The following is a 14163-nucleotide window of genomic DNA, read 5'->3' as shown; positions in this document are numbered from 1 at the left end:
TAAAAATCGTCTTAACCCTTATGGGGTAAGGGTAGGTAAGCAGTTGCTCTACTCAATTAGAGGTATTGGTAGAGCAACATATAACTGTAACAAATGATCAAAAGATGTGCGATTAATGCTATCTTTTTGTTTTTACAGTATTTTGTTTGTCTATTAAGAATCAGCTTTATCGAGCGGTTTATCAATCTTCACCTTAACCGCAAACTTGGTCGCTAGCGTATGCAGTTCTGGAAGCATTCGATAAATCAAATGGAGCTGTTGTAAGACCATTCTGACAGAGCTTTCATCTTCTTCTCGCCACTCACTTAGACGTTTATCAAGTTCAGGGTCGTATGCATTTTTAACCTCACACTGTTCACGATGTGAATAGAGTTGGTCATTCAGAGCATCGAGGTGCTCGTGTATCACACGGTGTGCATCCAGAACGAGCTTGTGTGTGGATTCGTCGTCAATACGCGTTCTGTGCGCGCCCAGTGCCGAAATATAGCTGAGTAGAGCGTGATTCAGCGTCAGAAAGCGAAAGCTCTCATCTTCAGAAGTACGATATTTGCCAGGCTCAACCAACATGCTACTGATAGCGCTAGTCAGGTTCGCATCGTTATTGTGCGCGCTGCGGCGAGCTATGCGGTAATTCAGCGTGTCTTTTTTACCTACACGATATTGGCCAATGATCTGCGCGAGGTAGTTCTTATTGGAATCAAGAGCATCAGCCATCACCTTGTGCAGTCGTTTTGATTGCCAGTCAGGCAACACATAAACGACTGCCAATACAGCCAGGGCACAGCCTATGAAGGTATCAGCCAGTCTTGGTAACACCACGGCGTAGCCTTCGCCAAGTTGGTTAAAACAGAACAGTACCAACAGGGTGATAAAGCCAGTTGCGAATCCGTAATTGTTGATACGGAACGCAAAGAACATCACGCCACTGATCACAATGAACACCAACTGGCTCTCTTGAGAAGGGAAGAAGGTCAGTAGCGGAACGCCAATTAATAAGCCTGCAACGGTGCCTATGACACGCGCAGTCAGCTTTTGGCGAGTAGCACTGTAGTTTGGCTGACACACAAATAGCGTTGTCAGTAGAATCCAGTAGCCGCGTTCAATGTCAAAACCTTGAATAATGCCGTAACCGAGAGTCAGTGTGATCGCCATACGAATCGCGTGACGAAACAGCATAGAGTCTGTATGTAAGTTGGCTTTTATCTTTTGCCACATCGCAGTCAAGGTGTGCGGATTGGTATCGTCTAACACATCTTCTTCTAACTTCTCTGCATCTGGATTACTGATGTTCGACAGCTGCTTTTCAACCGTTGCAAGGTTATTGAACAGGTAATCTAATTGGCTCAGCAATGGCTTCCACTCGGGTTTGTTTTGCTGATGCAGATGATTAAGTGAAGACATCAGTTCATCAAGCGCCAATACCGATTTATCGCCATGTTGATATTCTGCGCCAACCTTCAGTGAGCTCGCCACTTCTTTACACGCAGTTGCTTGCGCTTCCAGCAGATATTTAAAACGGAACAGCACATCAGAGCGCTCAAAGTGTTTGGCAAGTTCTTGATAGCGATAGTGGGTCGAACTTACACGCTCGTGAATGTCTTGCGCGATGAAGTAAGTATTTAGGAATCGGTCACTGGGTCCGTCAATGTGTCCGCGTTTAGAGCGGTTAAGCAGGGTTGCTTTACACATGTTGAGTGCATTGACGGTACTCGCATTTAATTTCGCTTCAATAATGCGGTGTGGCTGAGGGATAAGATCAGACACTGGGTAGAATAGCTCAGCCTTGGATCCCATGTAGGTGCCAATCTGATCAAACACGTTAGCAAGGTTCTGCTGGACGGGTTGCATCGGCCACACAATCTGCCAGATCATCGACATGAAGTAGTACCAAGCCGCGCCTGTTAAGAGCAATAAAGGTTGGAACCATAAGTTGATGCTCTCATGAGCGCCGAGCATGGTGTAGATAGCAACCAGCAGAGAACCAAAGGCGATACTGGCGTATTTCGGCCCAATTGCGCCGAGCATGATGAACGAGAATGTGGATGCGAAAAGCCCTAATGCGAATAGCCAAGGTGTGTCGAACAGCAGTTCAATAGAAAAGGCGGCGATCGCAAAACAGATAAAGGTCAGGGTAAGCGCTTTCAAGCGTCCCGTAAAGCTGTCATCACTTTCTGCTAGTGCAGCGGCGATGACACCTAAGATCAATGGAGTGATGAGTGTGTTTTGCCCATAATACCAAGCAGGAACGACAACACCGAGCAGAGTGATGAGAATTAATACGCTGTAATTTATGGTTTTATTCGCCCAATAGAGGCGTAATTTGGCTGAAAAGTCCACAGTCGCTCACTTGACACACTAAAAACCATAATCCTAACAGAAATCAAGCACAAGAATTTGATACTTATCCATAATTGCCCGTAGGTGGTCATGAAAGCGTCGATAAGATATGAGATATTATTAATTCTCATTGCATCATGATATAAATTCAATATTCCTAATTAAGAGCACACTCCAATGCAGCTAAGCGCTAACAAGACTGCACAGTTTTTTATTCAAAATGAATATCATCAGGTTGAACTTGATGGTTCACGTCTGCTGTTATCTTCAGTAGGCAGTGAAGAACGTATCCCGTTTACTATTTGGAGTGGCAAGATCGCGATAAAGCGCGGATTGTTTTGGGGATCGTTACAGTTTTTTGCTAACCAACAAGACGGTAAACAGCGCAGTTGGTTAGTTCAAGGTTTGCCATGGGATCAATGTCGTCAGTTTGCACGCACATCGGTTGCCGCTTATCAAAAATGGCACGACACACAGTGTGAACAGTTGGCTGAGCACGTTCCTAAATGGGAAGCTGAATTAACGCGTCTAGAGCAGCTTCCTGCCTTCTTACCTCATTCTAAAGTCAACACTTGGGTCGACATGGTCAACGCTGGTTTAGAAAGCATGACCATGACTTTAGAAGAAGCCGCGCAGCGCATGCCGAATCGCATCGCGCGAATGCAGCCTTGGCTATCTGAAACCGAGATCAAACAAGCGGATCGAAACCAGCAATGGCTAGAGACAGAAAGGAAGAACTGGGAAGTGTTGTTTGCTCAGTGTGAGTCGTCTCCTTTGAACTTGTCGCAGCAATACGCGGTTTTGATGAACGATGACCATAACCTGATTCTTGCAGGTGCTGGCTCGGGTAAAACCAGTGTTCTTACCGCTCGTGTCGCTTATCTTCTGCAAAGCCATCAGGCGCAAGCTGAAGAGCTTCTACTGCTCGCATTTGGCCGTGAAGCCGCAGAAGAGATGAAGCAGCGTTTGGATAGCAAAATTGGCTTGTCCGCCGAGAAGGTACAAGTGAGTACTTTTCACCAATTAGGTTTGAAAATCCTGAATCAGGTTGAAACCGAGCGTGTTGTGATCTCTCCATTAGCCTTGGATGACAATCAACGCCAAGCTTGGTGCATTGATTGGTTGAAGAAGCACTGGATGACGCCAACCAACTTCAAGCGCTGGCAAAAACACTTATCTAAATGGCCTATTGCTTACCTAACGGGTGATGATGAACTTGGCAGCCATGTTTCAAACCTTAAATTGATTGGCTGGCTAGAGAAGCAACTTGAACAGCTGAATGCATCAGGCCTAACTAAGAAAGAAGTTCAGCAGCAGCTTATCGATCACCGAGATTACACGCGCCTTAACAGTGAACTATCTCTGTGTTGGCCTTGTGTGACGGCATGGCAGAAAGCGCTGAAAGAAGAGAACCACATCGACTTCTCGACCATGATCAGCCGTGCGACCCAATACGTCGAAAAGGGTAAGTTTATCTCGCCTTGGAAGTTCATCATGATCGATGAGTATCAAGATATCTCGCCAGATCGTCTTGCTTTGGTTGAAGCGCTTTGTAATCAGTCGAAAGCTCAGCACCAAGCCTCTATCTTTGCGGTGGGTGATGACTGGCAGTCAATCTACCAATTTGCAGGCGCTGATGTCGATCTCACGACTGGATTTAAAGATCGTTTCGAGAGTTCGACGATTCACCACCTAGATACCACTTACCGATTTAACAATCAGTTAGGTGCGGTTGCTAATCGCTTCGTACAAGAAAACCCGATTCAATTGCCGAAAGAATTGAATAGTTTCAAACAACAGAAGCAAAAGTCGGTGTACAGTGCGCCAAGTAAAGAAGTTGAGAAAATCCTCGACCAATTGAACCGTCAATCGAAAGGTAAAACTAATAAGTCTGTGTTGTTGCTTGGTCGTAACCATTACCACAAACCAGAGTTGTTGGAAGACTGGAAGAAGATCTTTACCTCTGTTGATATCAGCTTCATGACTTGTCACGCCAGTAAGGGTAAAGAAGCCGACTTTGTGATTATCCTCTGTGTTGATGAAGGGCAGTTCCCAGCGAAGAAGAAGCAGCTGCATATTGATGGTGCGTTAACGGAATCGTCAGACGTATTCCCTTATGCTGAAGAGCGTCGCCTTTTCTACGTGGCAATGACTCGTGCGAAAGAGAAGGTATGGATCACGCACAGCGGAGATGGGTCTGGTTTCGTTCAAGAGCTGCATGGTTCAGATTACCCGGTGGTTCGTAAAAAATGATGTCACGTGAGGTGATCGTCTAAGATTAGATTTTCAGGCCTCTTTTGCCTGATTCTCATTAGGTTGAAGTTCGAAAGCAAAAGGAAGCAGATATGGAACATGGCTCAATCAACTACATTGAATTTGCAGCACGTGACATCGCGGCAACTAAGGCGTTTTTCAGCCAAGTGTTCGGTTGGAAATTTGAAGATTACGGGCCTGAGTATTCTGCTTTTGAAGGTAAAGGCTTAATGGGCGGGTTCTACTTGGCGGATCTAGCCTCTAATGCAGACAAGGGTGCAGCGCTGATGGTTTTCTATAGCGAAGACCTTGAGCAGACCGAGCGAGATGTGATTGAGGCTGGTGGAGAAGTAAACCGCGAGATATTCAGTTTTCCCGGTGGTCGACGCTTCCACTTTCGAGAGCCCAGCGGCAACGAAATGGCAGTGTGGAGTGACAAATAGCCTCTACTCAACACTTCTATATTCAGATAAAAAAATATATTCAGATAAGCAAAAGCCTGCGATTTGAACTGACCCCCAATAGTTGGACACCAATTATTGGGGGTCTTTTTATGTCTAAATATAGCCGAGAGCTAAAATGTATCATTGCTAAGCAATACTTAGATGGCACGTCATCTCTCTACTTAGCCAAACAATATTCAATTTCGTCAAGACAGGTTCGGTATTGGGCTCAAGTGTTTGCCATCCACGGCACTGCTTCATTTTTACCAACTAAGCATGCTGCTACTGCTCAGACAAAACGAAAAGCATTGAATTTAATGTGGACGAATGAATGGTCTCTCACGCACACTAGCGCAGTATTAAACCTCTCATCCCCTGGGATACTCTCTGTCTGGCTCAAACGATTTAATGAGCTCGGTATCAAGGGGCTCAAAATGCGCCAGAAAGGAAAACCCTCAATGAAACAGCAACCTCAACGTACTACTAAGCCTGATAATGAAATGACACTTGAGGAGCTAAAAGAGGAGTTGGTCTACTTACGAACCGAGAATGCCGTTCTAAAAAAGTTGGAAGAGTTGGAGCAGGAAAAACCGTCGAACAAAGAAAAGCGGTCATAGCTCTAACTCTTAAAGGCCAGTACCCGTTGAAGCACTTACTGCACACTCTACAGCTGGCAAAAGTGTCTTTTATTATCAGGCTCAAACAAGCAAGCGCCCAAATAGCTACGAACCGAGCTGCAGTTGATAAAGTCAATTTATCATGAACATAAGTAAGGCCGATACGGCTACCGCCGTATTCACTTGGAATTAAAAATCAGGGGTTCGTGCTCAATCATAAAACGGTTCAAAGGCTTATGGCTCAGCTCAACCTTAAATCGACGGTCAGGATTAAAAAGTATCGTTCATACCGAGGTGAGTCTGGAACAACTGCTCCTAACGTGCTTGAAAGAGATTTTAGTGCGACTCAACCCGATGAAAAATGGGTAACTGATGTCACGGAGTTCAAAGTCAAAGAGCAGAAAGTATACTTGTCTCCCGTTGTCGACTTGTTTACTCAGGAAGTGGTTGCTTATAGAGTGGCCAAAAATGCTTGTTTGCCGCTTGTCACGGATATGCTGACGGAGGCTATATCTACGCTTAAACCCAACTCAAAGCCAATTATACATAGCGATCAAGGTTGGCAATATCGTCATCGACACTATCAGAAAAAGGTAGCGGAGAGTGGGTTAACGTAAAGCATGTCGAGAAAAGGTAACTGCTTGGATAATGCTGTTGCTGAAAACTTTTTTGCTTTACTCAAAACAGAGATGTATCACAACCAAAGCTTTGAAGATGCAGATGCTCTGATAGAGCAAATTAAAGAATACATCGAGTACTACAATACCAAACGTATAAAAGTGAAACTAAAAGGCCTGACTCCGATGGAATATCGAACTCAGGCCTTGAAAGCCGCTTAACAGAAATGTCCAACTTTACGGGGTCACTTCAATTAAGCAGGCTTTTTAGTATGTAACGTATTGAACGTAAACGTTAAGTACGCTCAGCTAGGTACGCTTCGTAATCTGGGATCTCGATGATCACTTCTTCTTCAAGCAATGAAGAGTTAAACAAGAAGTTTGCAGTAGCGCGGTTGGTTGCTACTGGAATGTTCCAAACACTAGCAATACGAAGCAATGCTTTCACATCTGGGTCGTGTGGAACGGCATTTAGTGGATCCCAGAAGAAAATCAGCATATCGATTTTTCCTTCAGAGATAAGTGCACCAAGTTGTTGGTCGCCGCCCATAGGGCCACTGATCATGCTCTTGATTGCTAAGCCTGTCTCTTTGCTTAGTAGAGAACCCGTTGTGCCTGTCGCATAAAGAAAGTGGCTTTGTAGCTTTTCTTTATTTTCTTTTACCCATCTTAGTAGCTCAGGCTTGAAGTGGTCGTGAGCAACTAAAGCGATATGCTTATGCGTTGGCATTGTACGTGTTGTTTTTTGCATGAATGTTCCCTAAATTATTGGTCTAATTCTTATTGTTCTAAATTCTTTCTCGAATATATCACTAAGGTTGAACACTGAATACAGGTCGAAACTCAGAAGGTGAGAGCGAGTCGGCAATAACCTGATCTTTTAGTGTTGATGGCGTCAGAATTTCAATTTCTGGCGCTGCATGTTTATCGTATGGCTTTGAGCGTAAGTAATTCGTGGCTTGCTCTACGGATAAGCGTCCTTGTTCAACCATCTTGTCTGTTGGTGAAAACAGTACTTTATGGCGAAGCAACCCGCGGTACACACCATGGCTGAGATAAGCTGAAACCAATCCAATCTCATTTGATTTATCAGCAGCTCTAAGCTCACTGATCGCCGCTTCAATCGCGACCGCACTGCCAACGATGTATTTGATTTCAGGCTGTTCAATCACCTGTTGGACTAAGTTTCTTTGCAACTCTTTGTCATTATCCGCCCAGTAACTTACAGCAATATTAATATCACTCGATTTTATTGCGTCGTAGAAGCCAAGTGCGACTGGTTTGGTGCCACCACTTGCTTGAGGGCCTAATAGCAAAGCAACGTCTGTTTTACCGGTTCCTTTAGGGTGTAACTCGCTTAGGAATTTTCCTGAGTCATAGCCCATTTGGTACCAATCGACACCCACCACGCCTTTTAGTACTTTTTGTTGTTTTTCACTTAAGGTCAGTTCGTTAACCGTTGCAAACATAGGGGTAGAGCCTACCCAGTTGGTTAGCGTATCGTAGTAAGCATCCGGTGATACTGTGCCTAAGATAATGGCGTCTGCACCCCATTTAACACAAAGCTGCATTTGAGAGGCTTGCTTTGCAATATTGGGGTAACCGCCAGCTTCTAGTACGCGAAGCTCTACATTTTGCTTTTTCGCTTCCGAGATCATGCCGTAGTTTACCGACAGCCAGTAAGAGTCTTTTAGGTGAGGGTAGATCGCACAGATCTTTTCTACGCCCGCAGAGGTTTCTGCCTTCGGTACAGGGAGCAACTCAACATGGCTTTCATCCGTTGGTTTGGGTATTTTCTTTGAACTGAGCACGACATCGGAGCTTTCCGTCATCAGTGAGTTCAATGGTGCGATTTGTTCTTCTGATGAAGTCGCAGCAAAGGCCGAATTCGCAAATAAGCCAAGTAAAGAGGAAATGATTGTTGTCGCGAGCGTTTTAGATAGCATGAATTGGTGCTTTATTGGCTTTAGATAAGAAACACTACAAAATATAGCGTATTCTGGGTGGGTAAAGAAGATCGTTTTAAGGTTTAAGTTATATGTTGTTAGCCACAGCAAGTATTGGACGCAAGCTACTTGCTTCGTTTTTGGTCATGGCGCTTTTGGTTCTTGTATCGGCATTGATCGGTGTCTCTGGATTTAGCTTTGTGGCGAAAACAGAAAGAAACGTCGTAGATTCTGCGCTCCCTGCGATGATTGAAGCGCGACAAGTTTCTGAGCTCAGTAACCGCATTATTTCCTCCGTTCAAACTCTCTCCAATGCTAAAAACGAGCAAGAGAGAAAAGAAGCGGGCACCGTGCTATTCGGCCAACTTGAGGCTCTTCTTACTCATATTAAAGAGTTGGGTGTTGATAGTTTTGACTCCCAACTGCTGCACGAACTTGAAACCCACGTTGAAAGTGTCATCAATACACTGGCAGAGCTGGGTGTATCGGTTGAACGTAAGCTTTGGCTCAACAAAGAGCTGACGGCACGCGTCGAAGAGATGAAGTTCTTGGCTGAAGAGCTAGAACAACTCACGCGTACGCAAGTGTTGAACACCGCAACCATCGCGATTGCGAACGTAACCCATATCTACGACCTGCTAGAAACCAAACAAACCGACAAAGCCTATCAAGCTCTTGATGCATTAGTTGAAGTCGATTTAGACCTTTCTGAGCGCTTACACGAACTTCATCTTCTTGCATTCAAAATCCTTAACCAGATTGAAGAAACGCAAACCGTTACCAACGTAGAACGCATTCATCAAATTCAATCAGAGTTTGAAGCCAACCTTAAAATCATGGATCGCCGTGTTAAAGCGGTAGAAGACCCGACTCGTTCAGAGCAAATGTCATTGTTGCTCGATGAGCTTCGCAAGCGCCAAGTGGTGTTTGATATCTCGCTTGAGCAGTATGAGAACACCAAGAAATCTGAATTCTTGATGCAGAATACGCTGCAGCTTTTCTCCAAATTGAACACCACTGTTAACCAATTGGTCGATGATTCAAACCTGAGCACTAAGAAGGCGGTGGACGAGCTGACTTCAACGCTGAGTGTTGCACAGTGGTCACTGTCGGTGATTTCGATTATTGGCCTTATTATCGTGGCGTTTATCGTGTGGCGCGTGGTGTATATCTCGGTGGTGAAACGCCTTGCGGAATACTCGACCGCATTAATGTCTATCGCTCAAGGGCGTTTGAACATCGATATTTCGGTGAAAGGTAATGATGAAATTGCTCATATGGGTGAGGCGATCATTACCGCGAGAAATACCGCACAAGCGCTGCAAGTGGTGGCGGTAGGTGAAGCCAAAGCCAAGCGTGAGCTTGAAGAGCATAAAGAACAACTGGAAGAGCTGATTACCGAGCGTACCTATCAACTCCAACAAACCAATGAAAAGCTTAATGTCGAAGTAACCAACCACGCCAAAGCGCGCAGTGCTGCAGAACAAGCAAGCCGAGCGAAGTCTGCGTTCTTGGCGACCATGAGCCACGAAATCCGAACGCCGATGAATGGGGTGTTGGGTACGGCTCGATTACTGAAAGACACCGGCTTGAATCAGCTGCAATCGGGCTATGCGGATATTATTAACCGCAGTGGTAAGAACCTACTAGCGATCCTTAACGACGTGTTGGATTATTCCAAAATTGAAGCGGGGCATTTAGAAGTGCGTGTCGCGTCGTTCGACCTGCATCAAATGGTTCAAGACACCTATCAATTGATGGAAGGGCGAGCATCCGAGAAGAAACTCGACTTTCACTACTTCATCGAGAGTGACGTTCAGCGTTACTGGCGCGGGGATGTCACTCGTATCAGTCAGATCCTCAATAACTTGGTCGGTAACGCCATCAAATTCACCGAAAGTGGCTCTGTAGATATTTTTGTCAGCCTTGATCTGGAAGATGAAAATCGTGTGATGTTCGAGGTTTCAGATACCGGTGTTGGTATCGATATCAGTGAGCAGAAATGTTTGTTTGATGCGTTTAGCCAAACAGAAAGCGGTCGCAACAAAACCGGTGGTACAGGGCTTGGCTTAGCGATCAGTAAGAGCGTGATGCACGCCATGAACGGTGATATTGGTGTTCACTCTGAAGAAGGAGAGGGCAGCCAGTTTTGGTTCTCACTACCGCTTGAAGTGGGCGAGAAGATTGAAAACAAAGTTACGATTGTTGAAGCCTGCATTCGCGCTAAGGTGCTTCTGATTGAAGACAACCCAGTGAACTGCATAGTTGCGGAAGGCTTCTTGAATAACTTAGGCCACGATGTGGTCATCGCGACAACAGGGCAAGAAGCACGAGCTATATTCAGTGAACAAGAGTTCGATATTGCGTTGGTGGACATCAACTTACCTGATTGCGATGGCGTTGAATTGATTCAACAGTTGAAAGACGATGCAAGCCTACATGAACAAGGCGCAACACGTAAATTGCCACCTATGATTGCTGTATCGGCTCACGTGTTTAACGAAGAAGTCGAAAGTTACTTGTCGTCGGGCTTTGATGGTTTCTTACCTAAACCTTTAGAGAAAGAAGCCTTATCGGAGTTGATTGTAGAGCAATTAGACGGTCACACTCTATTGTTGCCTCAGCCCGATCCATCGGATGCTATTTGCTGTAAGGTCGGTTCGAAATCTCAAGATGCCGAGTTAGATTTATCGGCATTGGCGCTCGGAGGTACAGCACAACAGGCAAATCAAGACACAGAAAATAACCAAGGAGATCAGAGCGTGCAGATTATTGATCCGAAAATCATTAAAGATGACTTAGCCATTTTAGGCCACGAGAAAATAGTGCAGATCGTTGGTCTGTTTGATCAAAGCAGCCAAGCCACTCTCGATGAGTTTGTTGTAGCGGACCAAGCTGAGAACGCTCGTGAAATTAAGTCGCTGGCTCATAAATTGAAAGGCTCGGCGGGAAGTTTGGGTTTATCTGCCTTGTTTGCTTTGTGCCAGAGCATTGAAGCGAGTGAAGAGCCGTTGAACCAATATCGTGACCATGCCGATTCACTCTCTGAATTGGTCAAAGACTCGCTAGCGGCTCTGCGCGAACAACTGTAAATAAGACGCTCATATTTAGTAAAATAATAGCTAATAAACAGTAACTTAGAAATAAAAAAGCAGGTTGTATCTTCGTGTTTCCATGAAGTTATAACCTGCTTTTTTAGTCTTGGATGTAATTTAAAACCAGACCAAAGAAGAGCTGTCTCAAGCCATTTTGATGTGACCTGCTGCTTTGATCTTCACGTGAACCATGTTGCCTTGTAGGTAGCTTAATGGGATCTCGCTGCGTTCAATAATTGCCACGTTGTCGCTGCATGCACCTGCCTCAATCGCCAGTTGCTTTGATTGCTCTTCCAAGCCCTTTAAGGTTTCCTCACGTGAAGCGGGATCAATCGGGACAATCTTATCGAACTGACCTGATATTTCACCCAACGCAACACCAATTGCATTCGCTACTTCAAAGTGCTCAGGACGTACTACTTGGCTCACACCTTCAAAATGATCTGGGAATAGGGCACTACCACCACCAACCATTATGACGGGTACGCTCGCTGCGGAAGTCTTCATCTTATCGATGCCTTCCTCAACGTCGGTCACCATCTGTTGATACACCTGATTTGCTTGCTCGGTCGAAATACCAATCTCATCACTCAATTGATGTTCCGCTTGCCACTGCATTTGACCGGTTTTGAGTGCGATGTCGGTTAACGTGAGTTCATCGCCGCCAAAGCTGCGCGCTGTTTGCGTGAGAGTGTGGCCAACACTTTCGGGGCCTAGTTCGATACGTTGTTGTTCAAAACGAACCTTGGTGCCGCCACCAATGGCTAATGCCAAAATATCAGGCATGCGGAAGTTGGTTCTCACTTCACCAATCTCTACCGCTAAACTCGACTCTCGCGGGTAACCGTGGGTAAGCACACCAATATCAGACGTAGTGCCGCCTACATCAACTACAATTGCGTCTTTCAGCTTGGTTAGATGGCTTGCACCTCGAATAGAATTTGTTGGCCCACAAGCCACGGTAAGAATTGGGTACATCAACGCGAACTGCTGCGACATTAATGTTCCATCGTTCTGACCAAAGTAGGGTGTGGTGTGAATCTCATGGTTTATTAGCGCATTGCAGAAACCATCGACGAATCGTTTTGCTGTGCCTTGTAGGGCTGCATTGAGAATTGTGGCGTTCTCACGCTCCAGAAGCCCTAAACTGCCGACTTTATGGGAGAGCGATAGGTTCACGCCCGGAAGTTCTTGCTGAATCCACTCTGCGGCTTGCAGTTCTTGGTCGCCATTAACGGGTGAGAACACACCGCTGATAGCAATTGAATCTACGTGGCCTTTCATTTTCTGACAAAGCTCGCGGATCTCAGACTCTTGAATGTCAGCAATCAATTGGCCATCGTATTCATAGCCGCCGTGTGCTTGGTAGAAGTGTTCACCAAGCAGGTTTTGCCACGCTTCACTCCAACCACAAAGGGGCGGGACGCTGTCGCCACTCGGAAGGGCTAAACGAATCATGCCAACTCTGTCTAAGCCTTTTCTTTCCACAATCGCGTTAGTGCATTGAGTAGTGCCAAGCATCGCATGCTTCACTTGTTTTCCGTCAATGTTCGCTTGGCTTAGTAGTGCAGAAATCGCGTTATCGATACCAGTTGAAATATCATGTGTGGTTGCAGTTTTGACCTTAGCAACCACATGCAAGTCTGCGTCGAGCAACACACCATCGGTATTGGTGCCACCAACGTCAATGCCCAAACGGCAGTAATCAAGCGTAATGTTTGTCATGCTACTACCTCTTCAATGCAGACTTTAGTTGTTCAATGGTTTGATATTCGACGGTGTAGCCAAAGTAACCTGGCCCTGCGACTTCGATGCCTTTGTCGGTGCGCCATTTCGGGTCACAAGGGTAGGCGATAAGATCGATGCGTTGTCCGTAGCGAAGCTGTTCGGTTGTGATTGGTTTGCCGGTTTCATGATCCAATATCGAAATAAGATCTGGTGTCGAAGCCAAAAGGTTATCTTGATTCATGTCGGCGCGGCTTGTGCCTTTGTGCGCCAGCAGCAATTCGTTTTGGAACTGCACGAATACGTTATCTACGCCGGTATCTTCGAACTGAGCCAGTTTCTCGATCACGACACCACCTGTTGCAAAACCACCATCGGTTTCGCGTTGAATATCAACAATCTTGCCGCTGATGATCGTGTGACCGCCAACAATGTCCAACACAGCCTGTGTGCCGCTCTGGTTGTTGTCGTTCGCTAATCTAATCGCTTCACCGATCTTCATTGCTTGAGTGAGTGTTGCAGGCAGTGCGCTGCGCTTTAGGTTCTTACCGTTCATTGGGTAATCACACATCGCCGCCGAGCCGCCCATTTGCTCTGTAATCGGCCTAGCAAACTTTTCAGACCAAATACCGTCTATCGGGTACAGCGTCACCACATTGCCACGCTCGTCGGCCAATGTGTTGGGTGCTGAAGGTAAATCGTCGAGGAAGAAAGTCACCATTTGCGCTTCAGGAAACGCGCGTCCCATCGCATCACAATCGATTACTGGGATGTTCTTTTGCGCTGCAACGAGAATTGGAATTAGCGAGTTGAAACCGCCTACCTCGATAGGGAATGTTGCCGCTACCTCAGTACCAAGCGCCTTTTCCATCGCTTCGAATGCAACCAGCATTTGATCTTTCGAGTTGAGCTTTTCTACTGCAACGGTTGGTGCGCCAATCATTGAAGAGGGCACTGTCATCCAATCGTCTTGTACTTCTTCCAGAGGAATCATGCGTACAGGTTGTTTTGCTGTTGCGATAGCGACTTTCGCCATCAATGCACCGCTGTATGGGTCACCACCGCCGCCCGTGCCTAATACAGTGGCACCAAGCGCGATGTCATCAATCATTTGTTCAGTAATAATCACA

Annotated in this window: 11 protein-coding genes; 6 read left to right on the top strand and 5 right to left on the bottom strand. The window is 45.8% G+C overall.

The features are described 5' to 3' along the window. Positions 1–153: 153 nt before the first annotated feature. Positions 154–2337, bottom strand: a complete 2184-nt coding sequence (yccS, locus tag ITG10_RS24255; RefSeq protein WP_017629649.1) for a YccS family putative transporter — start codon at positions 2335–2337, stop codon at positions 154–156. Positions 2338–2514: 177 nt separating this feature from the next. Here yccS and helD point away from each other — a divergent pair, with 177 nt between their 5' ends. The 5 genes from helD to ITG10_RS24230 all read left to right on the top strand — a co-directional run bounded on the left by helD (position 2515) and on the right by ITG10_RS24230 (position 6489). After that, a complete protein-coding gene (gene helD, locus ITG10_RS24250) occupies positions 2515–4590 on the top strand; it encodes a DNA helicase IV (RefSeq protein ID WP_017629648.1) in 2076 nt (691 codons plus the stop codon). 92 nt (positions 4591–4682) lie between these two features. Continuing rightward, a complete protein-coding gene (locus ITG10_RS24245) occupies positions 4683–5033 on the top strand; it encodes a VOC family protein (RefSeq protein ID WP_017629647.1) in 351 nt (116 codons plus the stop codon). Between the two features lie 110 nt (positions 5034–5143). Next, on the top strand, positions 5144–5650 hold the full coding sequence (locus tag ITG10_RS24240) for a helix-turn-helix domain-containing protein (protein WP_248386973.1): 507 nt from the start codon (positions 5144–5146) through the stop codon (positions 5648–5650). A 206-nt stretch (positions 5651–5856) separates the two neighbouring features. Next, the gene (locus ITG10_RS24235; protein ID WP_248386972.1) at positions 5857–6267 is read left to right on the top strand and encodes an IS3 family transposase; all 411 of its coding nucleotides are present in this window, start codon (positions 5857–5859) and stop codon (positions 6265–6267) included. A 24-nt stretch (positions 6268–6291) separates the two neighbouring features. Next, on the top strand, positions 6292–6489 hold the full coding sequence (locus tag ITG10_RS24230) for an IS3 family transposase (RefSeq protein WP_248386971.1): 198 nt from the start codon (positions 6292–6294) through the stop codon (positions 6487–6489). A gap of 73 nt (positions 6490–6562) precedes the next feature. On the opposite strand, the gene ITG10_RS24225 is transcribed toward ITG10_RS24230, so the two are convergent. Both ITG10_RS24225 and torT read right to left on the bottom strand, forming a co-directional pair. Further along, positions 6563–7018, bottom strand: coding sequence for a methylglyoxal synthase (locus tag ITG10_RS24225; protein ID WP_017632301.1), 456 nt, complete (start codon positions 7016–7018; stop codon positions 6563–6565). A gap of 61 nt (positions 7019–7079) precedes the next feature. Beyond that, complete coding sequence (gene torT, locus ITG10_RS24220; protein ID WP_017632302.1) at positions 7080–8213, bottom strand: TMAO reductase system periplasmic protein TorT; 1134 nt, start codon at positions 8211–8213, stop codon at positions 7080–7082. Positions 8214–8305: 92 nt separating this feature from the next. Between torT and torS the strand changes: the two genes are divergently transcribed. Beyond that, entirely contained in the window at positions 8306–11305 is a 3000-nt protein-coding gene (gene torS, locus ITG10_RS24215) for a TMAO reductase system sensor histidine kinase/response regulator TorS (protein WP_017632303.1), read from the top strand. 147 nt (positions 11306–11452) lie between these two features. Here torS and ITG10_RS24210 read toward each other — a convergent pair whose 3' ends face one another. Next, entirely contained in the window at positions 11453–13033 is a 1581-nt protein-coding gene (locus ITG10_RS24210) for a hydantoinase/oxoprolinase family protein (protein WP_017632304.1), read from the bottom strand. 4 nt (positions 13034–13037) lie between these two features. Beyond that, positions 13038–14162 carry a DUF917 domain-containing protein gene (locus ITG10_RS24205; RefSeq protein ID WP_017632305.1) on the bottom strand — a complete coding sequence of 375 codons (1125 nt, stop codon included), beginning with the start codon at positions 14160–14162 and terminating at the stop codon, positions 13038–13040. Between the last annotated feature and the right edge of the window lies 1 nt (position 14163).

It is taken from the genome of Vibrio sp. ED004, from assembly GCF_023206395.1.
Taxonomy (GTDB): domain Bacteria; phylum Pseudomonadota; class Gammaproteobacteria; order Enterobacterales; family Vibrionaceae; genus Vibrio.
This window is presented reverse-complemented; position numbering and strand designations above follow the sequence as displayed.